Genomic DNA, 26,583 nt, shown 5'->3' with positions numbered 1-26,583 from the left:
CTTCGGTCGTCGGTGCGGTTGCGGCGCCCGCGAGGGGCACCGTTCCGCCATGATGCAGGGCCCCCGTGCCAGGGCAAAACCCCGGTCGCCGGGCCGTGCCCCTCCGGGACGGACCGCTAGGCCCGCCCTCCGGGCGGACGCCGGGGATTTGCCGACAGGGCCTACCCCAGGGCCCCCACCTCCTCCGCCGAGGTCTCACGCAGTTCCCCGTCCTCCAGCAGCAGCCAGCGGGTGATGCCGGCCGACCGGAGGAACGGCAGGTCGTGGCTGGCCACGAACAGCGCGCCCTGGTAGGACTCCAGGGCCGAGGTCAGCTGCCGGACGCTGGCCATGTCGAGGTTGTTGGTCGGCTCGTCGAGCAGCAGCAGCTGGGGTGCGGGCTCGGCGAGCATCAGCGCCGCCAGGGCCGCGCGGAAACGCTCACCGCCCGACAGTGTGGCCGCCCGCTGGTCGGCCCGCGCGCCGCGGAACAGGAAGCGGGCCAGGCGTGCCCGGATCCGGTTGTTGGTGGCGGCCGGTGCGAAGCGGGCCACGTTCTCGGCGACCGTCAGATCGTCGTCCAGCACGTCCAGCCGCTGCGGCAGGAACCGGAGCGGGACGTGCGCCGTGGCCGCACCGGCCACCGGCTCCAGTTCTCCGGCGACGGTCCGCAGCAGCGTCGTCTTGCCGGCGCCGTTGCGGCCGACCAGCGCGACCCGCTCCGGGCCGCGCAGATCGACGATGCCGCCGGCCCGCGCCCCGTAGAGCGTCGTCAGGTTCTCCAGGGTGAGCACCTGACGGCCGGGCGGCACGGCCGTGTACGGCAGTTCGACGCGGATCTCCTCGTCGTCCCGCACGGCCTCCTCCGCCTCGTCCAGGCGCTCCCTGGCCTCCGCGAGCCGTTCCTCGTGCATGATCCGGTGCTTGCCCGCGGACTCCTGGGCGGCGCGTTTGCGGGCGCCCATGACGATCTTCGGTTCGCGTTTGGAGTCCCACATCTTCTGCCCGTACCGCTTGCGGCGGGCCAGCTTGAGGTGGGCGTCGGACAGTTCGCGCTTCTGCTTGCGCACGTCGGCCTCGGCGACGCGCACCATGCGTTCGGCGGCCTCCTGCTCGACGGCGAGGGCCTCCTCGTAGGCCGAGAAGTTGCCGCCGTACCAGGCGACCTCCCCGGAGCGCAGGTCAGCGATCTGGTCGACGAGGTCGAGCAGTTCCCGGTCGTGGCTGACCACGACCAGGACGCCCGGCCAGGCGGAGACCGCCTGGTACAGCCGCCGGCGCGCGTACAGGTCGAGGTTGTTGGTGGGTTCGTCCAGCAGCAGGACGTCCGGGCGGCGCAGCAGCAGAGCGGCGAGCCGCAGCAGCACCGACTCGCCGCCGGACACCTCGCCGACGGTGCGGTCCAGGCCGACGTGGCCGAGGCCGAGTTCGCCGAGGGTGACCAGGGCGCGTTCCTCGACGTCCCAGTCGTCTCCGACCGTCTCGAAGTGCTCCTCGGCGGCGTCGCCCGCCTCGATGGCGTGCAGGGCGGCCCGCCGTTCGGCGATGCCGAGGGCCTGGTCGACGCGGAGCGTGGTGTCGAGGGTGACGTTCTGCGGGAGACAGCCGACCTCGCCGGCCGCCTTGACGGTGCCGCCGGCCGGGGTGAGTTCACCGGACAGCAGCTTCAGCAGGGTCGATTTGCCTGATCCGTTGACGCCGACGAGCCCGGTCCGGCCGGGGCCGAAGGCGATGTCGAGGCCGTCGAAGACGGTGGTGCCGTCGGGCCAGGCGAAGGACAGGGAGGTACAGGTGAGGGAAGCGGACATGCGGGCCTCGCGAGGGGTGGGTGCGTTCGGGTGGACGCGTATCGAGACACCGCGAGGCGGAAAACCGAAGGGCCTGTGCACGCAAGGCAGGGAAGAAGGCCTGTGCCCTGGGACGGCTCGGACGCCGAGGTCGTACGCCGCGCACACCTCACCGGTGCGACACGGTGTCTCAGGACCTCAGACGAGCAACGTCCTTCTCCAATCGACGGCAACAGAACCGCTGTACACCGTAGGAGGGGCACAGACGGCTGTCAACGCGATTATCGCCGGAGGGCCGTGCTCAGCACGCGTCCCGCATCAGCTCGGCCAGGCCGTGGTCGAGGTCCAGCTGGAGGTGTTCGAGACCGACGGGCACCAGCTCGCCGGCCGCCTCCAGGAACCGCCGGATCTCGCCCGAGCGCACGTGCACGATCGCGGTGCCCTCCGGGGCGTGGAACTCCAGCACGGTGCGGTCGTACCCGTACGGCCGCACGCGGACGTCCCCGTGGCCCTCCGGCTCCCGCAGCCCGGCCGCGAGGAGTTCCCGGGAGAAGGTCCAGCACACCTCGACCCCCTCCAGGGTGGCCGGCGCCGGGAACGTCATGCGGACGGCGAAGGGGTCGCGGCGGTCGTAGCGCAGCGTGGCGGGAATGCTCTGCATGCGCGGTGCGGCGGCGACGAGGCGGGCCTCTACGGGCTGCTCGATGACGGTGGACAACGCCTTGCTCCCTCGTGACGGCTGGACTGCGCCCGGGTGTGCGGCACCCGGCACTGGAAGAGACGGCGGTTTCGGCCAATGCGTGCACACGCGGAACGAGTGACCTCGGTCACCGCGTTCATGCGCGGCGAGTGCCGGATGTTCTCCCTGTGCAAGCAGTGGCCGGCCCCGGGTCCGGGGACGGGACCGGTCCCCTGGACGCCGCCGGGGGCATGGACTAGCTTCGCCCGCCATGAGGCGCTTGGGGATCACGCGACGCGGGGGACGGCCGGGCAGGCTCGTGGCGGCGGGGGTGGCGTGCGGGGCGGCACTGGCCGCACTGACGGTTCCGGCCGCCGAGGCCGGGCCGCTCGGGCGGGACGGAGCGCGGGCGGACGGCGTGCACTGGGCGGCGAAGGACACCGGCACCCCGCAGGTCCGCTTCCGGGGCCTCGCGGCCGTCGACCGGCGCACCGCCTGGCTCGCCGGCACCGGCGGCACGGTGCTGCGCACCACCGACGGCGGATCCACCTGGCGGAACGTCTCCCCGCCGGGGGCGGCCGGGCTGCAGTTCCGGGACGTGCAGGCCTTCGACGCCCGCCGCGCGGTGGTGCTGGCCATCGGCGAGGGCGAGGCGTCCCGCACGTACCGCACCGACGACGGCGGGAAGACCTGGACGGAGACGTTCCGCAACACCGACCCGAAGGCCTTCTACGACTGCCTCGCCTTCTTCGACCGCCGCCACGGCCTCGCCCTCGGCGACCCCGTGGACGGCAGGTTCCGCATCCTGTCCACCCGCGACGGCGGCCGCTCGTGGCAGGTGCTGCCCCCGGACGGCATGCCGCCCGCCCTGGACGGCGAGGCGGGGTTCGCCGCGAGCGGCCAGTGCCTCGTCACCTCCGGCCCGAAGGACGTCTGGCTGGCCACCGGCGGCGGCGCCCACGCGCGCGTGCTGCACTCCGCCGACCGCGGACTGACCTGGACGGCCGCCTCCACGCCCGTGCCGGCGGGCGATCCGGCCAGGGGCGTCTTCGCGCTCGCCTTCCGTGACCGCGGCCACGGCATCGCCGTCGGCGGCGACTACCGCCCGGACCGGCCCTCCCCGCGGGCCGCCGCCGTCACCGCCGACGGGGGCCGCACCTGGCGCCCCGCCACCACGCCCCCGCCCGCCTACCGCTCCGGCGCCGCCTGGCTCCCGCACAGCCGCACCGCCGCGCTCGCCGTCGGACCCACCGGCACCGACCTCACCACCGACGGCGGCCGCACCTGGCGGACGATCGACACCGGCTCCTACGACACCGTGGCCTGCACACCGGACCTGAGCTGCTGGGCGGCCGGCGAACAGGGACGGGTGGCCCGTCTGGAACGCTGATCCGGCAACCGGCGCGTTCAGCCGCCGCAACCCGGGTACCCGTTCCCCGCCGCAGAGGAAGGGAGCGATCATGCCAGCCGGTTCCAGCCCCAAGCGCGAGCGTCAGTACGAGCACATCAAGGAGAGCGCGCAGGACCGGGGCGAGAGCGCCGGACGCGCCAAGGAGATCGCCGCGCGGACGGTCAACAAGGAACGCGCCCGCTCGGGCGAGTCCAAGACCGCGAGCCGCAGCTCGACGCAGGACATGTCGTCCGGGAAGCGCGGCGGCCAGCGGTCGGGCAACCGGGTCGGCTCGCACGGTCCGACGCGCGACCAGTTGTACAACGAGGCCAGGCAGCGCGGCATCGAGGGCCGTTCGAACATGAACAAGGATCAGTTGCAGCGCGCGCTGAACGACAAGAAGGGCTGAGTCCCGAGCGACCTCAGCCCAGCGTCTGCCGGTGGCGCGCGAGTTCCGGCGCGGTCTTCGTGGCGACGAACTCCGTGACGCGGTAGGCGCACACACCGGCGACGGTGAACGGATCGCCCGCGACGATCTCCTCGATCCGGGCGCGGTTCTCCGCGACGGCCAGGATCACCCCTCCGTCGCGCGGGTTCTTGCGCCCGGACGCGAGGAAGAAGCCCTTGTCGTACTGCTCCTCCAGCCACGCCACGTGGTCGGGCAGCAGGGCGTCCACGGCGTCGAGCGGGGCGGTGTAGTTCAGCTCCAGTACGAACATGATCACGAGCCTACCCCCGGGCCGCCGCGGCCGGCCGCGGACCCGTAGAGTCACGGCATCATGGCGATCGTAGGCGTACCGGCGGGCTGGCCCGCGACCGAGGAGGCGGCGCGCGCCGTGCAGGACGGGCTGCGCGGGCGGGTGGTGCTCGACGAGCCCGGGCCGCCGCCCGGGACGGGCCGGGTCACCGGGGTCGACGTCGCCTACGACGACGACCTCGACCTCGTCGCCGCGGCGGCCGTCGTCCTCGACGCCGCCACCCTGGAGGTCGTGGCCGAGGCTACGGCCGTCGGCCGGATCTCCTTCCCGTACGTGCCCGGGCTCCTCGCCTTCCGCGAGATCCCGACGGTCCGGGCCGCGCTGGAGGCGCTGCCGTGCCCGCCGGGCCTGGTGGTCTGCGACGGCTACGGCCTCGCCCACCCGCGCCGGTTCGGTCTCGCGAGCCACCTGGGCGTCCTGCTGGACCTGCCGACCATCGGCGTCGCCAAGAACCCGTTCACCTTCACGTACGACGACCCGGCCCCCGCGCGGGGCAGTTGCGCACCCCTGCTCGCGGGGAGCGAGGAGGTCGGCCGGGCGCTGCGCACCCGGGACGGCGTCAAGCCGGTCTTCGTCTCGGCCGGCCACCGGGTGGGGTTGGACAACGCCGTGGCCCACACCCTGGCGCTGAGCCCGCGCTACCGGCTGCCGGAGACCACCCGCAGGGCGGACGCCCTGTGCCGCCGGGCACTCGGCGAGGCGGCACGGGAACCGGCGGGGGAGCGGACCGGCGCTACGGGCGGCCCCGGCGGACCGCCGCCACCCGGAAGGTGATGCCGGCGGCGCGCAGCCGCTCGATCAGGGCGTCGCCCATCGCCTGTGCCGTGGTGACCTGTCCGGCCGTCGGCGGGAGGTCGTCGAAGGCCAGGCTGAGGGCTGCCTCCGCGAACATCTTCGCCGTCTCGTCGTACCCCGGGTCGCCGCCCGCGACCTCGGTGAACACCCGGCGCCCGCCGCCCTCGCCGACGAAACGCACCGTGAACCAGCTCTTCGCCCGCCGTTCCTCGCTCGGTCCGTCGCCGGGCCTGAGCAGGTCCGACAGCCGGTGCCGCACGGCCGGCACCTGGGCGGCCACGGCCAGGGCCCCGGCCGCGGCGACCCCGCCGAGGGCCACCGGGAGGTGCTTCACCGCCGCGTAGTGCCGGTAGCGGAAGCCGGGGCCGTACCGCTCCATCGCCCTCGCCGAACGGCGCACGACCTGCGCGTCGATGGTCGGCAGCGGCAGCGCCCACGCGCCGACCTCCCCGGCGAACCTGGGGGCGCCCAGGGGCGCGGCCACCCTGCGCCCCGGCAGCCGGGGCTCGTACCGTGCCCTCTCCCGGGCGGCGGCGAGCATCCGGCCGCCGCGGGCCATCTGGTTCAGCGCGGAGGCCAGGGTGCCGCCGGAGAAGGCCGCGTCCGCGGTCACGTAGCCGTCCACGGTCAGCGGCACGCCCTCGGGCAGCTGCCGGACCGTGAAGTAGGCGCCCAGATCGTGGGGCACGGAGTCGAAGCCGCACGCGTGCACCAGGCGCGCGCCCGTCTCACGCGCGCGTGCGTCGTGCCGCACGTACATCAGGTCCACGAACTCCGGCTCGCCGGTGAGGTCCACGTAGTCGGCGCCGGTGTCGGCGCAGGCGGCGACGAGTTCCTCGCCGTACAGGACGTACGGTCCGACGGTCGTGGCCACCACGCGCGCGTGCTCGGCGAGGGCGCGCAGGGTGGCCGGTTCCCGCACGTCGGCCCGCAGCACACCGACGTCCTCGCCGCCGGGCAGGCTCTCGCGCAGCCGCTCCAGCCTGCGCTCGTCGCGTCCCGCCACCGCCCAGCGCAGGTCCTCGGGCGCGTGCGCGGCGAGGTACCGCGCCGTGAGGGTGCCGACGAAGCCCGTGGCTCCGAAGAGTACGAGGTCGTAGGGACGGTCCGTCCTGTTTAGCCTGCTCATGACACCCCTTGGTAGGTGCAGCCCCTGCCGCTGCCGGTGGCTGAGGTTAGCGTTTGGATGCGGAGCGGCGACCACCGGGCACTTGACTGAGCGCTTGCTCGTTCAGGGCTTGTGCCCGGTGGAACGTGTTCCTAGCATCACCGGTGTTACATCAGTTGTGTCATACCCCCGGGGAGCTGGTCGCATGACGACGGCAGGGACGCCGACGACGCCGGACGGCACCGGCCCGCTCTCCGGCGTGCGCGTGCTGGAACTGGCCGGCATCGGACCCGGCCCGTTCGCCGCCATGCTCCTGGCCGACCTCGGCGCGGACGTCGTCCGGGTGGACCGGCCCGGCGCGCGGGGTCTCGCGATCGACCCCGCCCACGACGTCACCAACCGCAACAAGCGCTCGGTCGTCGTCGACCTGAAGGACCCGGACGGCCCCGACCGCGTGCTCGACCTGGCCGAGCGGGCCGACATCCTCATCGAGGGCTACCGCCCGGGCGTCGTCGAGCGGCTCGGCGTCGGCCCCGCGGACTGCCACGCCCGCAACCCCCGTCTGGTCTACGGCCGCATGACCGGCTGGGGCCAGGACGGCCCCCTCGCCCACCGCGCCGGCCACGACGTGTCCTACATCGCGCTCACCGGCACCCTCGGCATGATCGGCCGCCCCGGCGAGCCCCCGGCCGTCCCCGCCAACCTGCTCGGCGACTACGCGGGCGGCTCCCTGTACCTGGTCGTCGGCGTCCTCGCCGCCCTCCACCACGCGCGCGCGACCGGCACCGGCCAGGTGGTCGACGCGGCCATCGTCGACGGCACGGCCCACCTGTCCGCGATGATCCACGGCATGCTGGCCGCCGGTGCCTGGCAGGACCGGCGCTCGGCCAACCTCCTCGACGGCGGCTGCCCCTACTACGGCACCTACGAGACCGCCGACGGCGCGTACATGGCGGTCGGCGCGCTGGAGGAGCGGTTCTACGGGGAGTTCCTGCGCCTGCTCGGCCTGGACGGCCTGGCACCCGCCCACCAGGACCGGACCCGCTGGGGCGAGCTGCGCGAACGCGTCGCCGCCCGCTTCAGATCCCGCACCCGGGACGAGTGGGCGGCCCTGTTCGCGGACTCCGACGCCTGCGTGGCCCCGGTGCTGTCGCTGCGGGAGGCCCCGCACCACCCGCACCTGGCGGCCCGCGGCACCTTCGCCGACCACGGCGGCATCGTCCAGCCCGTCCCCGCCCCCCGCTTCTCCGCGACCCCCACCGCCATCCGCACAGGCCCGGCCCGGCCCGGCGCCGGCGCGGAGACGGTGGCGCGGGACTGGGGAATACCGGAACGTGTGAACGAGGACCCGGTCGCCGACGGCGACTGACCCGACCCCGACGACCCCCCGCCCTCGGCGACCGACTTCGCTCGGCCCACCCTCCCGAAAGGCACACCAGTGAGCACCGAAGCGTACGTGTACGACGCGATCCGCACCCCGCGCGGCCGCGGCAAGGCGAACGGCGCCCTGCACGGCACGAAGCCCATCGACCTGGTCGTCGGCCTCATCCACGAGATCCGCGACCGCTTCCCCGGCCTGGACCCGGCCGCCGTCGACGACATCGTCCTCGGCGTCGTCGGACCGGTCGGCGACCAGGGCTCCGACATCGCGCGGATCGCCGCGATCGCCGCCGGACTGCCGGACACCGTCGCCGGAGTGCAGGAGAACCGCTTCTGCGCCTCCGGCCTGGAGGCCGTCAACCTGGCCGCGGCCAAAGTCCGTTCGGGCTGGGAGGACCTGGTCCTCGCGGGCGGTGTCGAGTCGATGTCCCGCGTCCCGATGGCGTCCGACGGCGGCGCCTGGTTCAACGACCCGATGACCAACCTGGCCGTCAACTTCGTCCCGCAGGGCATCGGCGCCGACCTGATCGCCACCATCGAGGGCTTCTCCCGCCGGGACGTGGACGAGTACGCCGCCCTGTCGCAGGAGCGCGCCGCCACCGCCTGGAAGGAGGGACGCTTCGACCGTTCCGTCGTCCCCGTCAGGGACCGCAACGGCCTGGTCGTCCTCGACCGCGACGAGCACGTGCGCCCCGGCACCACCGCCGACTCCCTGGCCGGGCTCAAGCCGTCGTTCGCGGACATCGGCGAGCTGGGCGGCTTCGACGCGGTGGCCCTGCAGAAGTACCACTGGGTGGAGAAGATCGACCACGTCCACCACGCGGGCAACTCCTCCGGCATCGTCGACGGCGCCTCGCTCGTCGCGATCGGCTCCAGGGAGGTCGGCGAGCGCTACGGGCTCACCCCCCGCGCCCGGATCGTCTCCGCGGCCGTCTCCGGCTCCGAGCCGACCATCATGCTCACCGGCCCCGCCCCCGCCACCCGCAAGGCGCTCGCCAAGGCCGGACTCACCGTCGACGACATCGACCTGGTCGAGATCAACGAGGCGTTCGCCGCGGTCGTGCTGCGCTTCGTGAAGGACATGGGCCTCTCCCTCGACAAGGTCAACGTCAACGGCGGCGCCATCGCCCTCGGCCACCCGCTCGGCGCGACCGGCGCGATGATCCTCGGCTCGCTCGTCGACGAACTGGAGCGGCAGGACAAGCGGTACGGCCTCGCCACCCTGTGCGTCGGCGGCGGCATGGGCATCGCCACGATCGTCGAGCGCATCTGAACTCCCTGCGGAACCAAGCGACTTCAACGGAGACGACTGTCATGACCGAGAGCACCACCATCCGCTGGGAGCAGGACGACACCGGTGTCGTCACCCTCGTCCTGGACGACCCCGACCAGTCCGCCAACACCATGAACGAGGCCTTCCGGGACTCCATCACGGCGATCGCCGCACGCGCCGAGGCCGAGAAGGACTCCATCCGCGGCATCGTCTACACCTCCGCGAAGAAGACGTTCTTCGCGGGCGGCGACCTCAAGGACATGATCCAGGCCGGCCCCGAGGACGCCCAGCGGGTCTTCGACGCCGCCACCCGGATCAAGAGCGCCCTGCGCCGCATCGAGACCCTCGGCAAGCCGGTCGTCGCCGCCATCAACGGCGCGGCACTCGGCGGCGGCTACGAGATCGCGCTGGCCTCCCACCACCGCATCGCCCTGGACGTCCCCGGCTCCCGGATCGGCCTGCCCGAGGTCACCCTCGGCCTGCTGCCCGCGGGCGGCGGCGTCACCCGGACCGTGCGCCTGATGGGCATCACCGACGCGCTGCTGAAGGTGCTGCTGCAGGGCACCCAGTACTCGCCCCGGCGCGCCCTGGACAACGGCCTGGTGCACGAGGTGGCCGCCACGACCGAGGAGATGCTGGCCAGGGCCCGCGCCTTCATCGACGCGCACCCCGAGTCGCACCAGCCCTGGGACGTCCCCGGCCACAAGATCCCGGGCGGCACCCCCGCCCACCCGAAGTTCGCCGCGAACCTGCCCGCCTTCCCGGCCAACCTGCGCAAGCAGCTGGGCGGCGCCCCCTACCCGGCGCCGCGCAACATCATGGCGGCGGCGGTCGAGGGCGCCCAGGTCGACTTCGAGACCGCGAGCACGATCGAGACCCGCTACTTCACGGAGCTGGTCACCGGGCAGACCGCCAAGAACATGATCCAGGCGTTCTTCTTCGACCTCCAGGCGGTCAACTCCGGCGCCAACCGCCCCCAGGGCGTCGAGCCCCGCCAGGTCCGCAAGGTGGCCGTGCTCGGCGCGGGCATGATGGGCGCCGGCATCGCCTACTCGTGCGCCCGCGCGGGCATCGACGTCGTCCTCAAGGACGTCTCCCCGGAGGCGGCGCTCAAGGGCAAGGGCTACTCCGAGAAGCTGTGCGCCAAGGCCGTCGCCAAGGGGCGTACCACGCAGGAGAAGGCCGACGCCCTGCTCGCCCGGATCACCCCCAGCGCCGAGGCGGCCGACCTCGCCGGCTGCGACGCGGTCATCGAGGCCGTCTTCGAGGACACCTCCCTCAAGCACAAGGTGTTCCAGGAGATCGAGTCCGTCGTCGCCCCCGACGCGCTGCTGTGCTCCAACACCTCCACCCTGCCCATCACGACGCTCGCCGAGGGCGTGGAGCGCCAGGCCGACTTCATCGGGCTGCACTTCTTCTCCCCGGTCGACAAGATGCCTCTCGTCGAGATCATCAAGGGGGAGCGCACCGGCGACGAGGCCCTGGCGCGGGCGTTCGACCTGGTCCGGCAGATCAACAAGACGCCGATCGTCGTCAACGACTCGCGCGGCTTCTTCACCTCCCGGGTCATCGGCCAGTTCATCAACGAGGGCGTCGCCATGGTCGGCGAGGGCATCGAGCCCGCCTCCGTGGAGCAGGCCGCCGCCCAGGCCGGCTACCCCGCCAAGGTGCTCTCCCTCATGGACGAGCTGACCCTCACGCTCCCGCGCAAGATCCTCGGCGAGTCCAAGCGGGCCGTCCAGGAGGCGGGCGGCACCTGGACAGCGCACCCGGCGGAGGCGGTCATCGACCGCATGGTCGACGAGTTCGGGCGGACCGGCCGCAGCGGCGGCGGCGGCTTCTACGACTACACCGAGGACGGCAGGCGGGCCGGGATCTGGCCGGGACTGCGCGAGCACTTCACGCGGGCCGGGCACGAGATCCCGTTCCGGGACATGCAGGAGCGGATGCTCTTCGCCGAGGCGCTCGACACCGTGCGGCTCCTCGAGGAGGGCGTGCTGACCTCGGTCGCCGACGCCAACATCGGCTCCATCCTCGGCATCGGCTTCCCGGGCTGGACCGGCGGCGTCCTGCAGTACATCAACGGGTACGAGGGCGGCCCCGCCGGATTCGCGGCACGCGCGCGGGAACTCGCCGAGCGCTACGGCGACCGCTTCACCCCGCCCGCGCTGCTCGTGCGCAAGGCCGAGCGGGGGGAGCGGTTCGGCGACTCAGCCGGTTCCTGACCCGGTGAGCCACTCGCTCAGCTCTTCCCGCAGCGAACGCTGGAAGGTGGTCAGCAGGGCCTGCACCACCAGGGGGTGCATGTGTGCCGACAGGGACTTCACGTCCTGGGCGTCACGCTCCGCCACCTCGCCGCGGAAGAGCCGGGCGAGCTCGTGAGCCGCGGCGCGCGAGTGCTCGACGAGCACCTCGCGCGCCGCGCGGATCGCCTCGAGCGACAGCGGCACGTCGAGGAGCCGCACACCGAGCCGGAGCAGCCCGGCGTCCACCCGGAACGTGTCCCCGTCGTGCGCCACGACGACGTTCATCGCCGCCAGCCGCTCGATGTCCTGCTCGGCCAGCGGCCGTCCCACCCGCCGCTCCAGCTCCCGGCGCGGCACCGTCTCCTCCGCGTCCGGCGCCCAGGACGCCACCACCGCGCGGTGGATGGCCAGGCCGTGCGGGGGGAGGTCCGGCGGCAGCTGCCGCAGGTACCGCTCGATCGCCGCCAGCGTCATGCCCTGCTGCCGCAGCTCCTCGATGAGGGCCAGCCGCGCCACGTGACCGGGCCCGTAGTGACCCACCCGGCGCGGGCCGATCTCCGGCGGCGGGAGCAGCCCCTTGGCGGCGTAGAAGCGGACGGTGCGGACCGTGACACCCGCCCGGGCGGCCAGCTCGTCGATGGTGAGGGGAGTCTCCCCGGCATCGGTCGTCATGCGCAGCAGTATCGCTGTCCCACCAGTGGTGTGAAACCTGCGGAGGCCGTGTGAGAAGTTCCGCGCTGTGAGGCGGACCACCGCATACCGCTGATCCATCTGGGAAGCTGCTGCCTTGGTCTGTACCGCGACACAAGGGTGGTGCGGGCCAGGACCTGCACGAACCCCGGGCCCATGAAGCCCGGGCGCACCAGGAAGTGGAACCACCCGTGAGCAAGGAAGCCGTGGAACCGGCACAGGCCACCGACAGTCCCCAGGCGGCGGCCACGCCCGCCGACGCGGGCGACGCCGGCTACAGCAAGGACCTCAAGGCCCGCCACGTCAACATGATCGCCATCGGCGGAGCCATCGGCACCGGCCTCTTCCTCGGCGCCGGCGGCCGTCTGCACAACGCGGGCCCGGCGCTCGCCCTGGCCTATCTGGTCTGCGGCGTCTTCGCCTTCTTCGTCGTCCGGGCCCTCGGCGAGCTGGTCCTGTACCGGCCGTCCTCCGGGTCCTTCGTGAGCTACGCCCGCGAGTTCCTCGGCGAGAAGGGCGCCTACGTCGCCGGCTGGATGTACTTCCTCAACTGGTCGACCACCGGCATCGCCGACATCACCGCGATCGCGCTGTACACGCACTACTGGAGTTTGTTCACGGCCGTCCCGCAGTGGCTGCTGGCGCTGATCGCCCTCGCGGTGGTCCTCGCCGTGAACCTGATCTCGGTGAAGATCTTCGGCGAGATGGAGTTCTGGTTCGCGATCATCAAGGTCGCCACCCTGGTCGGCTTCATGTTCGTCGGCATCTTCCTGCTCGCCACCCAGCACGACGTCGACGGCACCAAGCCGGGCCTGAGCGTCATCGCCGACCACGGCGGCGTCTTCCCGCACGGCATGATGCCGGTCGTCCTGGTGATGCAGGGCGTGATCTTCGCCTACGCCGCCCTGGAGCTGGTCGGCGTGGCCGCCGGTGAGACCGCCGAGCCGGAGAAGGTCGTCCCGCGCGCGGTGAACTCGATCATGTGGCGCGTGGGCCTGTTCTACGTCGGCTCCGTCGTGCTGCTCGCCCTGCTGCTGCCCGGCTCGGTGTACTCCGCCGACCAGAGCCCGTTCGTCACCGTCCTGTCCAAGATCGGCATCCCGGCGGCCGGCGACGTGATGAACCTGGTCGTGCTGACCGCCGCCATGTCCTCGCTGAACTCCGGTCTGTACTCCACCGGCCGCATCCTGCGCTCGATGGCCACGGCCGGCTCGGCGCCGAAGTTCACCGCCCGCATGAACCGCAGCCAGGTCCCCTACGGCGGCATCCTGCTGACCTGCGCGGTCTGCGTGCTCGGCGTCGGCCTGAACTACCTGATGCCCAGCCAGGCCTTCGAGATCGTGCTGAACGTCGCCTCCCTCGGCATCATCAGCACCTGGGTGATCATCATGATCTGCCACCTGGTCTTCGTCCGCCGCGCCCGCGCCGGCCTGGTGACCCGGCCGCGCTTCCGGCTGAAGTTCAGCCCCGTCACCGAGATCGCCACGATCGTCTTCCTGCTGGTGTGCCTCGGCATGATGTGGAACGACCCCGAGGTCGGCCGCAAGACCCTCCTGCTCATCCCGCTGGTCGCCCTCCTGCTGACCGCCGGCTGGTACGGCGTCCGCCGCCGCGTCTCCCGGAACACCGACGAGGAACTGACCCGCCTGACGAAGTAGCGGCCCGGTGCCACTGTCAGTGGCACCGCCTACGGTGGCGTCATGCCGGAGATCCGTTACGTCCGCGGCGACGCCACCGCCCCCTCGGCCAAGGGCCCCAGGGTGATCGCCCATGTCTGCAACGACATCGGCGGATGGGGCAAGGGATTCGTGCTGGCGCTCTCCCGGCGCTGGCCGGAGCCCGAGGCGGACTTCCGCGCCTGGCACCGCGACCGCGCGCACAACGACTTCGGCCTGGGCGCGGTCCGGCTGGTCCGGGTCGAGCGGCAGCTGTGGGTGGCCAACATGATCGGCCAGCGCGGGATCAGGACCGGCAGCGAGGGCGTCCCCGTCCGCTACGAGGCGATCGACACCGCTCTCGGCCGGCTCGCCGGGGAGGCGGCCCGGCTCGGCGCGTCCGTGCACATGCCCCGCATCGGGTGCGGCCTGGCCGGCGGGAAGTGGTCCCGCGTGGAGCCGCTCGTCACCGAGCGGCTCGTGCGGCGCGGGATCCCGGTGACGGTGTACGACCACGGGGAGGGCGGCGGCTGACCCGAGGGCCCGCACGGGCCGGCCGTCCGCGCCGGGCCGGTGGGCGGCGGCGCGGACGGCCGGCCGGGGGCGGCAGCCCCGGGCGTCAGTGCCCGTGCACGGCGTTCGTCGCCTCGATCCTCTTCCAGGACTTCGGCCGCACCGCGGGCGCCGCCGCCCGGGCCAGGGACCGCCCCGTGCCCGCGGCCGGCTTCGACGGCTGGAACAGCCAGGTGTCGAACAGCGCGGCCAGAGGCTTGCCGGACACGCGCTCGGCGTACTTCCGGAAGTCCGCCACCGAGGCGTTGCCGTACGCGTGCTCCTTCGGCCAGCCCTTCAGGACGGCGAAGAACGCGTCGTCGCCGATCTCGTCGCGCAGCGCCTGGATGGCGAGGGCGCCGCGGTCGTAGACGGCGATGTCGAACTGGTTGTCGGCGCCCGGGTCGCCCGGCGCGACCGTCCAGAACGCGTCGCCCGCCGGGTGGGAGGCGTACACGTAGTCGGCGAGTTCGCGGGTGGTGCCCTCGCCCTCGTGCTCCGACCACAGCCACTGCGCGTACCGCGCGAATCCCTCGTTGATCCAGATGTCCTTCCAGTCCTCGAGCGACACGTCGTCGCCGTACCACTGGTGGGCCAGCTCGTGCACGACCACCGAGGTGTTGGAGCCGCCCGCGAACTGCTTGGGGCTGTAGTAGACGCGCGTCTGGGTCTCCAGCGCGTACCCGGTGGTGGTGTTCGGCACGTAACCGCCCGCCGAACCGAACGGATACGGCCCGAAGTATCCGCTCAGCCAGTCGACGATCTCCCCGGTGCGCTCCACGCTCGCCCGCGCGGCCCCGTCGTTGTCGCCCAGGTCCTTGCTGTAGGCGTTGACGACGGGCACACCGCCGTCGGAGGTGCCGGTGGTGATGTCGAACCTCCCCAGCGCGAGTGTGGTCAGGTAGGTCGCCTGCGGCTTGTTCTGCCGCCAGTTGTAGCGGGTCCAGCCCAGCTTCGACACGCTCGACTGCAGCGTGCCGTTGGAGATGGCCTGGGTGCCGTCCGGCACGGCGACCGACACGTCGTAGGTGGCCTTGTCGCGAGGGTGGTCGTTGCTGGGGAACCACCACCAGGCGGCCTCGGGCTCGTCGGCCGCCACGGCGCCGTCCGGCGTGCGGTGCCAGGTGGTGAAGCCGTACGCGCTCTTCGCCGACGGCACCCCGCTGTAACGGACGACCACCGTGACGGCCGTGCCCTTGGCCAGCGGCGTCTTCGGGGTGACGACCAGTTCGTGCTGGCCGGCGGTGGCGAAGGCCGCCTTGGCGCCGTTGACCCGCACCTCGCTGACGTCGAGCAGGAAGTCCAGGTCGAAGCTGGAGAGGTCCTGCGTGGTCCGCGCCAGGATCGTCGCCGTGCCCTGCAGTTCGTCGGTCTTCGGCTGGTACTGCAGCCTCAGGTCGTAGTGGGAGACGTCGTAGCCGCCGTTGCCGTAGTACGGGTAGTAGGGGTCGCCGATGCCCGGCGCACCGGGGGAGTGGCTCGCGGCCGATGCCGGGATCGCCAGCAGGAGGGAGGCCGCCACGAGTGCGCCCGGTGCGATGAGTCTGCGGTGCACGTCAGCTCCAAGTCGTCGGGACGTTCGGTCCGTTCGTCAGAAGTCCGTCCGGAGCCTATTCAGTCCCCGGGGCACCTGACCTGTCCATGGCCCCTGCTGTCACACGATCGCCATTCAGCCGTCACGGGCACCCGAGGGTCACTCAGATGCCCTCTTCTGCCGAAGAGTTGACCGGAGTACCGTCCGCGCATGCCGAAACGCACGCGCTTCACGACCCGGAGAACGCTCGCGACAGCGGCCGTCGCCGTCCTGACGGCGCTCTTCCTCGCCCCGTCCACGGCCCGGGCCGCGCCCCCGCGCGAGAGCCGGCCCGTCTACTCCTACGCCGGTGCCGTCCGCGAGTCCGTCTGGGTCGACACGGGTCTCGACGAGGACGGCGACGGGCGGACCGACCGGGTCGCCGCCGACATCGTCCGGCCCGCCGAACCCGCCCGGCAGGGCCGCAAGGTGCCGGTCATCATGGACGCGAGCCCGTACTACTCCTGCTGCGGGCGCGGCAACGAGAGCCAGGTGAAGACGTACGACGCGAACGGCCGCGTCGTGCGGATGCCGCTGTTCCTGGACAACTACTTCGTGCCCCGCGGCTACGCCTTCGTCGGCGTCGACCTGGCGGGCACCAACCGCTCCGACGGCTGCGTGGACGTCGGCGGGCGCTCCGACGTGCAGTCCGCCAAGGCCGTCGTCGACTGGCTGAACGGCCGGGCCCGGGCGTACACCAGCCGCACCGGCGGCACCCCCGTCCGGGCCGGCTGGACCAACGGCAGGACCGGCATGATCGGCAAGAGCTGGGACGGCACCATCGCCAACGGCGTCGCCGCCACCGGCGTCAAGGGCCTCAGGACCATCGTCCCGATCAGCGCCATCTCCTCCTGGTACGACTACTACTTCGCCCAGGGCGCCCCGCTCTACGACGGCGGCCCCGGTGAACTGGCCGGCTACGTCGAGAGCGACGACGCCCGCTCCCACTGCGCGGCCGTGCACCGAAAGCTCGCCGACGGCAGCCCGCGCAGCGGCGACTGGACCCCGCTGTGGACCGAGCGGGACTACGTCGAGGACGCGGCCAGGGTGCGCGCCAGCGTGTTCGCCGTGCACGGCATGCAGGACCTCAACGTCCGCACCAAGCACTTCGGCCAGTGGTGGGACGCCCTCGCCGCACACGGTGTCGAGCGCAAGCTCTGGCTGTCCCAGACCGGGCACGTCGACCCCTTCGACTACCGGCGCGGCGCCTGGGTCGACACCCTGCACCGCTGGTTCGACCACGAACTCCTCGGCTACGACAACGGCGTCGACCGGGCCCCGGTGGCCGACGTCGAACGCCACCCCGGCCAGTGGGTGACGTCCCGGTCCTGGCCGCCGCGCGGCACCCGCGTCACCGTCCTGCACCCCGCCCCCGGCGCCCGGGCCGGCGTCGGCACGCTCGGCCTGCGTCCGGCGGGCGGCACCGAGACCCTCACCGACGACCCCGGCCTGGGCGAGGGCGACTGGGCCGCGCACCTGACCGCGTCCACCCCCGAGAAGGCCGGTTTCCTCACGGCACCGCTCACCCACGGCCTGCGCCTGTCCGGCTCCTCCCGGGTGACGGTCACCGCGACCCCGACCACCGCCTCCGCCCACCTGTCCGCGGTCCTGGTGGACCTCGGCCCGGACACCATCCGCGACTACGCCGACCGCGGCGAGGGCATCACCACGCTCACCGACCGCACCTGCTGGGGCGCGAGCACGGCCGGGGACAGCGCCTGCTTCAAGGAGACCAGGGCGAAGACGGCTGCCGTCGACTACACCGTGTTCAGCCGCGGCTGGGCCGACCTCGGCCACTACGCCTCCCTCGGCAAGGGCGTCCCGCTCACCCCGGGCAAGCCGTACACGATCACCCTGGACCTCGCGGCCACCGACCACGTCGTCCCGAAGGGCCACCGCCTGGCCCTGATCGTCGCCGGCACGGACAAGGACCTCATCGACCCTCCGGCGACGAGGCCGACGCTCACGCTGACACTGTCGGGCACGCGGGCGGCACTCCCGCTCACCGGCGGCGCGGCGGCCTTCACCCGGGCCACCGCCGGCCACGCCCCGGCCGCGCCCGCGCCGACCACCCTGGACGGCGTCCGCGGCCCGCACACGGTCCGCCACATCCCGGCGGGCTGACCGGCTCGGGCGGCCGGGACGCCGGCCGGCCGCGTTCCGCGCGCAGGGCGGGGCCGGGGCGCACGGCGGCGCCGGCGGGCGCGGGGGCGCTCGGCGGGGCGGCGGGCGGCTTCGGCCGGTTCCCCGACCGGCTCCCGGCCGCGCCCGCGCCGGTCGTCCTGCGCGGGGACCGCGCCCCGCACACACATCCCCGCGGGCGGGCGGCTCAGGCGGCCGGGAACGCCCGCCTGGCCGCCCGCGGGGCACGGCGAGGGGGCCGAGGCGCGGACGGGACTTCCGCCGGTCGTCGGGGCAACGTCTCTCGCCCGGGCCACCACCGGCCACGCCCGCGCCGGCCACCCTGGACGGGCTCCGTGCCCCGCGCACCGTCCGGCACATCCCCGCGGGCCAGGCCGTGTCCGCGAAGCCGCGCCCGCGTCGCGGCGCCCGGCACGCACTCTCGCCGCACCGGCCGCATGCCCGAGTACGCCCGGTACGAGGGCATCCGGCCGGCACGCCGAGAGCACGCACGGGACGCCGCGACGCCCGCCCTGTGGGGGAACGACGCGACTCCGCGGACACGGCCAGCGGCTCAGGCGGCCGCCGGGAACGCCAGTTCGGCCGCCTCCCGTGCGCAGCCCCAGGCCACGGTCACCCCGGCCCCGCCGTGTCCGTAGTTGTGCACCAGCACCCGCCCGTCCGGCAGCAGCCGCCGTTCCAGCCGTACCGCGTCCCGGGCGGGGCGCAGCCCCACCCGGTGGCCGAGCACTCTGGCCCCGGCGATCTCCGGCCGCACCGCCGCGCAGCGGGCGAGGATCGCCGCGGCGGTGTCCGGGTCCGGTTCCAGTGACCAGTCGTCCTCCTCCGCCGTGCCGCCGAGAAGCAGCCGGCCGGGCTGCGGGATGACATAGGTCGAGGCCGAGGAGGAGTGGTCGACGGAGGTGAACCAGGTGGTGATCCCCGGGTTCTCCACGACGACCAGCTGCCCGCGCACCGGACGCACACCCGGGTCCGGTACCAGCGAACGGGCCCCGATGCCCGAACAGTTGACCACGACGGCAGCCGGTACCGCGGTCAGGTCGGCCACCTCCCGACGCGTCACCGTCCCGCCCGCCGCGGCCAGCCGCTCCCGCAGCCACGCCAGATGCGCCGGCATGTCGACGACGGGCAGCCGTGCCGCCAGCCCCTCGGCCACGTCCCGCAGGCCCGGCACCCGGCCCGCCCACGCGCCGAGCCCGTCCAGCCGGGTCCCCCGGTGCACGCCGTCGGCCATCCGCACGCCCGTCTCCTCCGGGCGGGCCGCCAGTTCCCCGTACACCGCGAGGGACTCCAGCGCCCAGCCACCCACCAGCGGCTCCGGTTCGATGCGGTACGGCCACCACAGCCCGCCGGCGACCGCCGAGGTCGTACGCCCCGCGGGCTCCCGCGCCCACACCCCCACCCGCCGCCCGGACTCGGCCAGCACCACGGCCGTCGTCAGCCCGGCGACTCCGCTTCCGACCACGATCACTTCAGCACTCGGCTCGCTGTCCACGTCAGGACGATAGCCCGGCACCTGGCCGCCCCGGGTGCCGGCGCCGGAGTACCAGGGGCGGCCCGGCCGTGGCCCGTCCGGCGGCCCATTAGGATCGGCGTCTGATGACTGCCACCCTCGTCGCCAAGAACCTCGCCGCCGGGCACGGCGACCGCTCCCTCTTCGCCGGGCTCGACCTCGTCGTCGCGCCCGGCGACGTGATCGGGCTGGTCGGCGCCAACGGCGCGGGCAAGTCCACGCTGCTGCGCCTGCTCGCCGGGCTCACCGCCCCCGAGCAGGGCGAGCTCCGGCTGTCCCCGCCGGCCGCGACCGTCGGCCACCTGCCGCAGGAGCCGGAGCGCAGGCCGGGGGAGACCGTCCGGCAGTTCCTCGCCCGCCGCACGGGCGTCGCCGAGGCGCAGCGCGTCATGGACGAGGCGACGCAGGCGCTGGTCGACGCGGCCCCCGGCGCCGACGACGCCTACGCGACCGCCCTGGAGCGCTGGCTCGGTCTCGGCGGCGCCGACCTGGAGGAGCGCGCGGAGGAGGTCGCCGACTCCCTCGGCCTCGCCGTGGACCTGGACCAGCCGATGACCTCCCTGTCCGGCGGCCAGGCGGCCCGCGCCGGCCTCGCCTCCCTCCTCCTCTCCCGCTACGACGTCTTCCTGCTCGACGAGCCCACCAACGACCTGGACCTGGACGGCCTGGAACGCCTCGAACGGTTCGTCACCGGCCTGCGCGCGGGCACGGTCGTCGTCAGCCACGACCGCGAGTTCCTCACCCGCACCGTCACCAAGGTCCTCGAACTCGACCTCGCCCAGCAGCGGATCAACCTCTACGGCGGCGGCTACGACGCCTACCTGGAGGAGCGCGAGGTGGCCCGCCGGCACGCCCGCGAGGACTTCGAGGAGTACGCCGACAAGAAGGCCGCCCTGCAGGACCGCGCCCAGATGCAGCGCACCTGGATGGACAAGGGCGTGAAGAACGCCCGGCGCAAGGCGGGCAACGACAACGACAAGATCGGCCGCAAGTTCCGCAGCGAGGCCAGCGAGAAGCAGGCCGCCAAGGCCCGGCAGACCCAGCGCATGATCGAACGCCTCGAGGTGGTCGAGGAGCCGCGCAAGGAGTGGGAACTGCGCATGGAGATCGCGTCCGCCCCGCGCTCGGGCGCCGTGGTCGCGACCCTGCGCGACGCCGAGGTCCGGCGCGGCGGCTTCGCCTTCGGCCCGGTGTCCCTGCAGATCGACTGGGCGGACCGGGTCGCGGTCACCGGAGCCAACGGGGCCGGCAAGTCCACCCTGCTCGGCGTGCTGCTGGGCCGCGTGAGCCTCGACTCCGGCCACGCGGCGCTCGGCTCCGGCGTCCTGGTCGGCGAGGTCGACCAGGCCCGGGGGTTCTTCCACGGCCCCGAGACGCTGCTCGACGCCTTCTGCGCGGCCGTGCCCGACACCGAGCCCGTCGAGGTCCGCACCCTGCTCGCCAAGTTCGGCCTGAAGTCCGAACACGTGCTGCGCCCGGCCGCGACCCTCTCGCCGGGCGAGCGCACCCGCGCCGCCCTCGCCCTGCTGCAGGGCCGGGGCGTCAACCTGCTCGTCCTGGACGAGCCGACGAACCACCTCGACCTGCCCGCCATCGAGCAGCTGGAGTCGGCCCTCGACGCCTACGACGGCACACTGCTGCTGGTCACCCACGACCGGCGGATGCTGGACGCGGTCCGGGTGACCCGGCGCCTGGAGGTGGCGTCCGGCAAGGTGACCGAGCGGTAGGGCACGCCCGGCGACCAGGACGGCGACCAGGACGGCGAGCGGGCCGGAGCCGGGCGGCTCCGGCCCCTGCCGGTCAGCGCTTCTTCGGGTCGAGCAGACCCGCGCGGCGCAGCGCGTCGGCCATCGCGCTGTTGGCCGGAGCCGGCGCCTGACGGCCGCCCCGGTCGCCGCCGGAACGGCCCTGCCGCTGGCCCTGGGCGCCGCCCTGCCGCTGGCCCTGGCCCCCCTGCCGCTGCTGGGGCGGACGGGCGCCGCGCTGCGGCCGGCCACCGCCCTGCCCCTGCGGAGCGGCCTCGTCGTCCAGGCGCAGGGTCAGCGCGATCCGCTTGCGCGGGATGTCCACGTCGACGACCTTCACCTTGACGATGTCACCCGGCTTCACGACGTCCCGCGGATCCTTGACGAACGTCTTCGACATCGCCGAGACGTGCACCAGACCGTCCTGGTGGACACCGACGTCCACGAACGCGCCGAAGGCCGCCACGTTCGTGACGACGCCCTCCAGGACCATCCCGGCGGCCAGGTCGGAGATCTTCTCCACGCCCTCCTTGAAGGTGGCCGTCCTGAACGCGGGACGCGGGTCGCGGCCCGGCTTCTCCAGTTCCTTCAGGATGTCGGTGACGGTCGGCAGACCGAAGGTGTCGTCCACGAAGTCGGCGGGCCGCAGCGAGCGCAGCACACCGGTGTTGCCGACGAGTGAGGCCACGTCCTGGCCCGTGGTCTTGACCATGCGGCGCACCACCGGATAGGCCTCCGGGTGCACGCTGGAGGAGTCCAGCGGGTCGTCGCCCCCGCGGATCCGCAGGAAGCCCGCGCACTGCTCGTACGCCTTCGGGCCGAGCCGCGCCACCTTCTTCAGCTCGGGGCGCGACCTGAACGGCCCGTTGGCGTCCCGGTGCGCGACGATGTTCTCGGCCAGGCCCGCCGAGACGCCGGACACCCGCGCGAGCAGCGGCACGGACGCGGTGTTGACGTCCACGCCGACGCCGTTCACACAGTCCTCGACGACCGCGTCCAGCGAGCGGGACAGCTTCACCTCGGACAGGTCGTGCTGGTACTGGCCGACGCCGATCGACTTCGGGTCGATCTTCACCAGCTCGGCCAGGGGGTCCTGCAGCCGCCGCGCGATCGACACGGCGCCGCGCAGCGAGACGTCCATGTCGGGAAGCTCCTGCGAGGCGTACTGCGACGCCGAGTACACGGAGGCGCCCGCCTCCGAGACCATCACCTTGGTGAGCTGCAACTCCGGATGCTTGGCGATGAGTTCGCCGGCGAGCTTGTCGGTCTCGCGGGAGGCGGTGCCGTTGCCGATCGCGACCAGCTCGACCGCGTGCTCCTTCGCGAGCCGCGCCAGCCTGGCGATCGCCTCGTCCCACTTGTTGGCCGGGACGTGCGGGTGGATCACGTCCGTGGCGACGACCTTGCCGGTCGCGTCGACCACGGCGACCTTCACGCCCGTGCGGAAACCGGGGTCCAGGCCCAGCGTCGCGCGCGTGCCGGCCGGCGCGGCCAGCAGCAGGTCGCGCAGGTTCGCGGCGAAGACGTTCACCGCCTCGTCCTCGGCGGCCGTCCGCAGCCGCAGGCGCAGGTCGATCCCGAGGTGCACCAGGATCCGGGTGCGCCAGGCCCACCGGACGGTGTCCGTCAGCCACTTGTCGGCCGGGCGGCCCCGGTCGGCGATCCCGAAGCGGTGCGCCACGATGCCCTCGTACGAGGACGGGCCCTCCGTCGGCTCCTCCGGCTCCAGGACGAGGTCCAGGACCTCCTCCTTCTCACCGCGCAGCAGCGCCAGGACGCGGTGGGAGGGCAGCTCGGTGAAGGGCTCGGCGAAGTCGAAGTAGTCGGCGAACTTGGCGCCCGCCTCCTCCTTGCCCTCGCGCACCTTCGCGGACAGCCGCCCGCGCACCCACATGCGCTCGCGCACCTCGCCGATCAGGTCGGCGTCCTCCGAGAACCGCTCGGTGAGGATCGCCCGCGCGCCCTCCAGCGCGGCCTGCGGATCGGCGACGCCCTTGCCGGCGTCGACGAACGCGGCGGCGGCCGCGAGCGGCTCCACCGTCGGGTCGCCCAGCAGGCCGTCGGCCAGCGGCTCCAGTCCGGCCTCCCGGGCGATCTGCGCCTTGGTGCGCCGCTTCGGCTTGAACGGGAGGTAGACGTCCTCCAGACGCGCCTTGGTCTCGGCGCCCCGGATCCGGTCCTCCAGCTCCCTGGTCAGCTTGCCCTGCTCGCGCACCGACTCCAGGATCGCGGTCCGCCGCTCCTCCAGCTCCCGCAGATAGCGCAGCCGCTCCTCGAGCGTGCGCAGCTGCGCGTCGTCGAGCATCTCGGTCGCTTCCTTGCGGTAGCGGGCGATGAAGGGCACCGTCGAACCGCCGTCGAGCAGTTCGACCGCGGCCTTCACCTGCCGCTCGCGTACGCCGAGTTCGTCGGCGATCCTGCCTTCGATGGACCCTGCTCCGAGGACCCCGGGTGTCGTCACGATTCCCGTACCGCCTTCTCCACTGAGGTTGCGCGGCAATTGTGGCAGGTGACACCGGCTTACGGGGATCAGGGCGGCGCACGGCGAGGCGCCGCCACCCGGTTCAGGCCCGGCTGCCGCGCGCCGAGGACGACGCCCCGCCGAACAGCCGGGCGAGCGCCCGGAAGGGAAGGGTGACCACCGTGGCGATGGCGCCGCCGATCTGCCGCAGCACGTCTGCGATGGCACGGAACACGAGACCGTCTCCTCTCCGTCCGGTCCCGGTGACCGGACGGAGAGCGGGTACCTCCGCGGGCCGCCCCGCAATCCCCGCATGGCGGAAAAGGTGGGAAACACGTCGTTGCGGCCGTCCGGCGGGCGCCGAAGAATCGGAGGCATGCCGCAGCGCACCCTTCTCCTCGTCCTCTTCGACGGAGTGCAGAGCCTCGACGTCACCGGCCCGCTGGAGGTGTTCACCGGCGCCGAGCAGCACACGCCGGGGACGTACCGCATCCGCACGGCCTCCCTGGACGGCGGCCCCGTGCGCACCTCCAGCGGCCTGACCCTCGTACCGGACGGGGCGCTGACCGGGGAACCCGGCCCGCACACCCTCCTGGTCCCCGGCGGCGAGGGCACCCGCAGCCCCGATCCGCGGCTGACCGAGTGGCTGCGCACGCACGGTCCGCGTGTGCGGCGCCTGGTCTCCGTGTGCACCGGGTCGGTCCTGCTGGCCGCCGCGGGCCTGCTCGACGGGCGCCGGGCGACCACCCACTGGGCCTACTGCGACAAGCTCGCCCGCGACCATCCCGCCGTGCGGGTCGAGCCCGAACCGATCTACGTCCGCGACGGCCACATCGCCACCTCCGCGGGCGTCACCTCCGGCATCGACCTGGCCCTGGCGCTCGTCGAGGAGGACCTGGACCGCGACGTCGCCCTCGCCATCGCCCGGCACCTGGTGGTCTTCCTGCGCCGGCCCGGCAACCAGGCGCAGTTCAGCGCCCAGCTCGCCGCCCAGACCGCGCGGCGCGAACCCCTCCGAGAGGTCCAGCGGTGGATCGGCGAGCACCCCGCCGGGGACCTGACGGTCGAGTCGCTCGCCGCCCGCGCCCGGCTCTCGCCGCGCCACTTCGCCCGCGCCTTCCGGGAGGAGACCGGCACGACGCCCGGCCGCTACGTCGACCGGGTCCGCCTGGAACACGCCCGCCGGCTGCTGGAGGACACCTCCGGCGGTATCGAGGAGATCTCCCGCGCCAGCGGCTACGGGACTCCCGAGGCCATGCGGCGCGCGTTTCTCAGATCGCTCGGCACTCCGCCCACCGAATACCGCAGGCGCTTCCGTCCGGCGCCCGCCCACTGAAGCGTCCGTCCACCCGGACACCCACACCCACACCCACCGGAAGGAAACACCCGTGCGGATCGCCATGGTCGTCTACGACCGCTTCACCGCCCTGGACGTCGTGGGGCCCTACGAGATCCTCAGCCGCCTGCCGGACGTGCGGCTCGACTTCGTCGCCGAGCGGCCCGGCCCCGTCCGCACCGACACGGGCTTCCTCGCCGTCACCGCGGACCGGGCCCTCGACGAGGTGACCGGCCCCGACGTCGTCGTGGTCGCCGGCGGCCCCGGCACGTTCGGGCAGCTGCGCAACCCGGCCCTGCTGGAGTGGCTGCGCGCCGTCGACGAGACCAGCACCTGGACGACCTCGGTCTGCTCGGGCTCGCTGCTGCTCGGCGCCGCCGGCCTGCTGCGGGGCCGGCGTGCCACCAGCCACTGGGCCGCCCTGGACCTGCTGAAGGAGTACGGCGCCGAGCCGACGGGGGAGCGGGTCGTCACCGACGGCAAGTACGTCACCGCCGCCGGCGTCTCCGCCGGCATCGACATGGCCCTCACCCTGGTCGGCAGGATCGCGGGCGACGAACACGCCCAGGCCGTCCAGCTGCTGACCGAGTACGACCCGCAGCCGCCGTACGACGCCGGTTCCCCGGAAAAGGCGCCCGCTCACCTGGTGGCGGAGTTCCGCACCGGCGGCCGCTTCAGTCCGGCGTAGAAACGCTCCAGGTGAACCGGGGCTGCCGGCGCTCCAGGAACGCGGCGACCCCCTCCGCGGTGTCGCCGCTGCCGCGCGCCTGTGCGGCCCAGTGGCCGTCGCGATCGGTCCGGCCGTTCGCGAACTCCTTCGCCGCGGCCTGGGTGAGTCGCGAGCGCGACGCCAGGGTCCGGGTCAGCTCGGCGACCCTCTTGTCCAGTTCGCCCTCGGGCAGCACCTCGTCCACGAGACCGGTGCGCAGAGCACGCTGGACGTCTATCAACTCGGCGGTGAACAGCAGGTACTTGGCCGTGGCCGGTCCCACCAGCGACACCAGCCGCCGGGTCGAGGCCGAGGGGTAGACGATGCCGAGCCGCGCCGGGGTCACCCCGAACAGCGCGCCCTCCTCCGCCAGCCGCAGGTCGCAGGCCGACGCGAGCTGCGCCCCACCGCCCACACAGTGTCCGCGCACCGCGGCGACGGTCGGCTTGGGGAACGCCGCCAGAGCCTCCTCGGCGGCCACCGCGAGGCGCTGCGGCTCCTCCAGCGACTCCTGGAACGCGCCGATGTCCGCGCCCGCGCAGAAGGTCCGGCCCTCCCCGGTCAGCACCAGCGCCCGGACGTCCGGGTCGCGGGCGAACCCGTCCAGCAGGGGTGGCAGCGCCCGCCACATCGCGGCGGTCATGGCGTTGCGCTTGGCCGGATTGCGGATGACCACGGTGGCGACGGAGTCGGCGACCTGGTGCGACAGATGAGGCTCCATGCGCCGGATCGTATCGGCCGGGGTGCGCAGGGGGTGAGGGGCTCCGGAGGGGCCGTCGCGTACAACCCGAAGAGTTCGCGAACCGGCGCCC

Annotated in this window: 22 protein-coding genes; 12 read left to right on the top strand and 10 right to left on the bottom strand. The window is 73.4% G+C overall.

Translation table 11 applies throughout. From position 1 onward, the window contains the following. Positions 1 to 161 precede the first annotated feature (161 nt). Positions 162 to 1,787, bottom strand: a complete 1,626-nt coding sequence (locus tag IE177_RS32315) for an ABC-F family ATP-binding cassette domain-containing protein (RefSeq protein WP_190019030.1) — start codon at positions 1,785 to 1,787, stop codon at positions 162 to 164. A gap of 280 nt (positions 1,788 to 2,067) precedes the next feature. Then, the gene (ssgD, locus tag IE177_RS32310) at positions 2,068 to 2,484 is read right to left on the bottom strand and encodes a spore wall synthesis regulator SsgD (protein WP_190019029.1); all 417 of its coding nucleotides are present in this window, start codon (positions 2,482 to 2,484) and stop codon (positions 2,068 to 2,070) included. A 232-nt stretch (positions 2,485 to 2,716) separates the two neighbouring features. On the opposite strand from ssgD, the gene IE177_RS32305 reads away from it, so the two are divergent. Both IE177_RS32305 and IE177_RS32300 read left to right on the top strand, forming a co-directional pair. Continuing rightward, positions 2,717 to 3,835 carry a WD40/YVTN/BNR-like repeat-containing protein gene (locus tag IE177_RS32305; RefSeq protein ID WP_190019028.1) on the top strand — a complete coding sequence of 373 codons (1,119 nt, stop codon included), beginning with the start codon at positions 2,717 to 2,719 and terminating at the stop codon, positions 3,833 to 3,835. Positions 3,836 to 3,905: 70 nt separating this feature from the next. Next, positions 3,906 to 4,244 carry a plasmid stabilization protein gene (locus IE177_RS32300; RefSeq protein ID WP_190019027.1) on the top strand — a complete coding sequence of 113 codons (339 nt, stop codon included), beginning with the start codon at positions 3,906 to 3,908 and terminating at the stop codon, positions 4,242 to 4,244. A 13-nt stretch (positions 4,245 to 4,257) separates the two neighbouring features. On the opposite strand, the gene IE177_RS32295 is transcribed toward IE177_RS32300, so the two are convergent. Then, positions 4,258 to 4,554 carry a YciI family protein gene (locus IE177_RS32295; protein WP_190019026.1) on the bottom strand — a complete coding sequence of 99 codons (297 nt, stop codon included), beginning with the start codon at positions 4,552 to 4,554 and terminating at the stop codon, positions 4,258 to 4,260. Positions 4,555 to 4,614: 60 nt separating this feature from the next. Here IE177_RS32295 and IE177_RS32290 point away from each other — a divergent pair, with 60 nt between their 5' ends. Further along, positions 4,615 to 5,367: an endonuclease V gene (locus tag IE177_RS32290; protein ID WP_190019025.1), complete on the top strand. Its 753-nt coding sequence runs from the start codon at positions 4,615 to 4,617 to the stop codon at positions 5,365 to 5,367. Here IE177_RS32290 and IE177_RS32285 read toward each other — a convergent pair. Then, the gene (locus IE177_RS32285) at positions 5,327 to 6,517 is read right to left on the bottom strand and encodes a saccharopine dehydrogenase family protein (protein WP_190019024.1); all 1,191 of its coding nucleotides are present in this window, start codon (positions 6,515 to 6,517) and stop codon (positions 5,327 to 5,329) included. The genes IE177_RS32290 and IE177_RS32285 overlap by 41 nt on opposite strands. A gap of 184 nt (positions 6,518 to 6,701) precedes the next feature. On the opposite strand from IE177_RS32285, the gene IE177_RS32280 reads away from it, so the two are divergent. The 3 genes from IE177_RS32280 (at position 6,702) to IE177_RS32270 (ending at position 11,374) form a co-directional block, all read left to right on the top strand. Beyond that, entirely contained in the window at positions 6,702 to 7,865 is a 1,164-nt protein-coding gene (locus IE177_RS32280; protein ID WP_190019023.1) for a CaiB/BaiF CoA transferase family protein, read from the top strand. Between the two features lie 69 nt (positions 7,866 to 7,934). After that, entirely contained in the window at positions 7,935 to 9,149 is a 1,215-nt protein-coding gene (locus IE177_RS32275) for an acetyl-CoA C-acetyltransferase (protein WP_190019022.1), read from the top strand. Positions 9,150 to 9,190: 41 nt separating this feature from the next. Then, complete coding sequence (locus IE177_RS32270; RefSeq protein WP_190019021.1) at positions 9,191 to 11,374, top strand: 3-hydroxyacyl-CoA dehydrogenase NAD-binding domain-containing protein; 2,184 nt, start codon at positions 9,191 to 9,193, stop codon at positions 11,372 to 11,374. Here IE177_RS32270 and IE177_RS32265 read toward each other — a convergent pair. Beyond that, positions 11,360 to 12,067: a MerR family transcriptional regulator gene (locus IE177_RS32265; RefSeq protein WP_190019020.1), complete on the bottom strand. Its 708-nt coding sequence runs from the start codon at positions 12,065 to 12,067 to the stop codon at positions 11,360 to 11,362. The two genes, IE177_RS32270 and IE177_RS32265, sit on opposite strands and share 15 nt — an antisense overlap. Positions 12,068 to 12,276: 209 nt before the next feature. Here IE177_RS32265 and IE177_RS32260 point away from each other — a divergent pair, with 209 nt between their 5' ends. Next, entirely contained in the window at positions 12,277 to 13,743 is a 1,467-nt protein-coding gene (locus IE177_RS32260; RefSeq protein WP_190019019.1) for an amino acid permease, read from the top strand. A 42-nt stretch (positions 13,744 to 13,785) separates the two neighbouring features. Continuing rightward, positions 13,786 to 14,274, top strand: coding sequence for a macro domain-containing protein (locus IE177_RS32255; RefSeq protein ID WP_190019018.1), 489 nt, complete (start codon positions 13,786 to 13,788; stop codon positions 14,272 to 14,274). Between the two features lie 85 nt (positions 14,275 to 14,359). Here IE177_RS32255 and IE177_RS32250 read toward each other — a convergent pair whose 3' ends face one another. After that, positions 14,360 to 15,847: a M1 family metallopeptidase gene (locus IE177_RS32250; RefSeq protein WP_190019017.1), complete on the bottom strand. Its 1,488-nt coding sequence runs from the start codon at positions 15,845 to 15,847 to the stop codon at positions 14,360 to 14,362. A gap of 189 nt (positions 15,848 to 16,036) precedes the next feature. Here IE177_RS32250 and IE177_RS32245 point away from each other — a divergent pair, with 189 nt between their 5' ends. After that, positions 16,037 to 17,989 (top strand): Xaa-Pro dipeptidyl-peptidase, encoded by a 1,953-nt coding sequence (locus tag IE177_RS32245; RefSeq protein ID WP_190019016.1) that lies wholly within the window; start codon positions 16,037 to 16,039, stop codon positions 17,987 to 17,989. Positions 17,990 to 18,560: 571 nt separating this feature from the next. On the opposite strand, the gene IE177_RS32240 is transcribed toward IE177_RS32245, so the two are convergent. Beyond that, complete coding sequence (locus IE177_RS32240; protein WP_190019065.1) at positions 18,561 to 19,478, bottom strand: FAD-dependent oxidoreductase; 918 nt, start codon at positions 19,476 to 19,478, stop codon at positions 18,561 to 18,563. Positions 19,479 to 19,606: 128 nt separating this feature from the next. On the opposite strand from IE177_RS32240, the gene IE177_RS32235 reads away from it, so the two are divergent. Beyond that, positions 19,607 to 21,247: an ABC-F family ATP-binding cassette domain-containing protein gene (locus IE177_RS32235; RefSeq protein ID WP_190019015.1), complete on the top strand. Its 1,641-nt coding sequence runs from the start codon at positions 19,607 to 19,609 to the stop codon at positions 21,245 to 21,247. A 73-nt stretch (positions 21,248 to 21,320) separates the two neighbouring features. On the opposite strand, the gene IE177_RS32230 is transcribed toward IE177_RS32235, so the two are convergent. Together IE177_RS32230 and IE177_RS35520 are read right to left on the bottom strand one after the other, a co-directional pair. Continuing rightward, positions 21,321 to 23,726: a Tex family protein gene (locus IE177_RS32230; protein ID WP_190019014.1), complete on the bottom strand. Its 2,406-nt coding sequence runs from the start codon at positions 23,724 to 23,726 to the stop codon at positions 21,321 to 21,323. Positions 23,727 to 23,829: 103 nt separating this feature from the next. Then, on the bottom strand, positions 23,830 to 23,961 hold the full coding sequence (locus IE177_RS35520; RefSeq protein WP_014676189.1) for an LPFR motif small protein: 132 nt from the start codon (positions 23,959 to 23,961) through the stop codon (positions 23,830 to 23,832). Positions 23,962 to 24,102: 141 nt separating this feature from the next. Between IE177_RS35520 and IE177_RS32225 the strand changes: the two genes are divergently transcribed. Both IE177_RS32225 and IE177_RS32220 read left to right on the top strand, forming a co-directional pair. Next, a complete protein-coding gene (locus tag IE177_RS32225; RefSeq protein ID WP_190019013.1) occupies positions 24,103 to 25,062 on the top strand; it encodes a GlxA family transcriptional regulator in 960 nt (319 codons plus the stop codon). Positions 25,063 to 25,114: 52 nt separating this feature from the next. Further along, on the top strand, positions 25,115 to 25,750 hold the full coding sequence (locus IE177_RS32220) for a DJ-1/PfpI family protein (RefSeq protein WP_190019012.1): 636 nt from the start codon (positions 25,115 to 25,117) through the stop codon (positions 25,748 to 25,750). On the opposite strand, the gene IE177_RS32215 is transcribed toward IE177_RS32220, so the two are convergent. Beyond that, positions 25,737 to 26,492 (bottom strand): enoyl-CoA hydratase/isomerase family protein, encoded by a 756-nt coding sequence (locus IE177_RS32215; protein WP_190019011.1) that lies wholly within the window; start codon positions 26,490 to 26,492, stop codon positions 25,737 to 25,739. The genes IE177_RS32220 and IE177_RS32215 overlap by 14 nt on opposite strands. Positions 26,493 to 26,583 lie beyond the last annotated feature (91 nt).

This window comes from Streptomyces lucensis JCM 4490, from assembly GCF_014650035.1.
In the GTDB taxonomy this organism is placed as follows: Bacteria; Actinomycetota; Actinomycetes; order Streptomycetales; family Streptomycetaceae; genus Streptomyces; species Streptomyces lucensis.
The sequence above is the reverse complement of the archived record's forward strand: the minus strand, read 5'-3'. Positions and strand labels throughout refer to the sequence as shown.

What these genes read in the sequence shown, in the direction of transcription:
- IE177_RS32315 (WP_190019030.1), bottom strand. Translation starts at nt 1,787, where the DNA reads ATGTCCGCTTCCCTCACCTGTACCTCCCTGTCCTTCGCCTGGCCCGAC.
- IE177_RS32270 (WP_190019021.1), top strand. Translation starts at nt 9,191, where the DNA reads ATGACCGAGAGCACCACCATCCGCTGGGAGCAGGACGACACCGGTGTC.
- IE177_RS32245 (WP_190019016.1), top strand. Translation starts at nt 16,037, where the DNA reads ATGCCGAAACGCACGCGCTTCACGACCCGGAGAACGCTCGCGACAGCG.
- IE177_RS32285 (WP_190019024.1), bottom strand. Translation starts at nt 6,517, where the DNA reads ATGAGCAGGCTAAACAGGACGGACCGTCCCTACGACCTCGTACTCTTC.
- IE177_RS32265 (WP_190019020.1), bottom strand. Translation starts at nt 12,067, where the DNA reads ATGACGACCGATGCCGGGGAGACTCCCCTCACCATCGACGAGCTGGCC.
- IE177_RS32225 (WP_190019013.1), top strand. Translation starts at nt 24,103, where the DNA reads ATGCCGCAGCGCACCCTTCTCCTCGTCCTCTTCGACGGAGTGCAGAGC.
- IE177_RS32235 (WP_190019015.1), top strand. Translation starts at nt 19,607, where the DNA reads ATGACTGCCACCCTCGTCGCCAAGAACCTCGCCGCCGGGCACGGCGAC.
- IE177_RS32215 (WP_190019011.1), bottom strand. Translation starts at nt 26,492, where the DNA reads ATGGAGCCTCATCTGTCGCACCAGGTCGCCGACTCCGTCGCCACCGTG.
- IE177_RS32295 (WP_190019026.1), bottom strand. Translation starts at nt 4,554, where the DNA reads ATGTTCGTACTGGAGCTGAACTACACCGCCCCGCTCGACGCCGTGGAC.
- IE177_RS32280 (WP_190019023.1), top strand. Translation starts at nt 6,702, where the DNA reads ATGACGACGGCAGGGACGCCGACGACGCCGGACGGCACCGGCCCGCTC.
- IE177_RS32290 (WP_190019025.1), top strand. Translation starts at nt 4,615, where the DNA reads ATGGCGATCGTAGGCGTACCGGCGGGCTGGCCCGCGACCGAGGAGGCG.
- IE177_RS32300 (WP_190019027.1), top strand. Translation starts at nt 3,906, where the DNA reads ATGCCAGCCGGTTCCAGCCCCAAGCGCGAGCGTCAGTACGAGCACATC.
- IE177_RS32255 (WP_190019018.1), top strand. Translation starts at nt 13,786, where the DNA reads ATGCCGGAGATCCGTTACGTCCGCGGCGACGCCACCGCCCCCTCGGCC.
- IE177_RS32305 (WP_190019028.1), top strand. Translation starts at nt 2,717, where the DNA reads ATGAGGCGCTTGGGGATCACGCGACGCGGGGGACGGCCGGGCAGGCTC.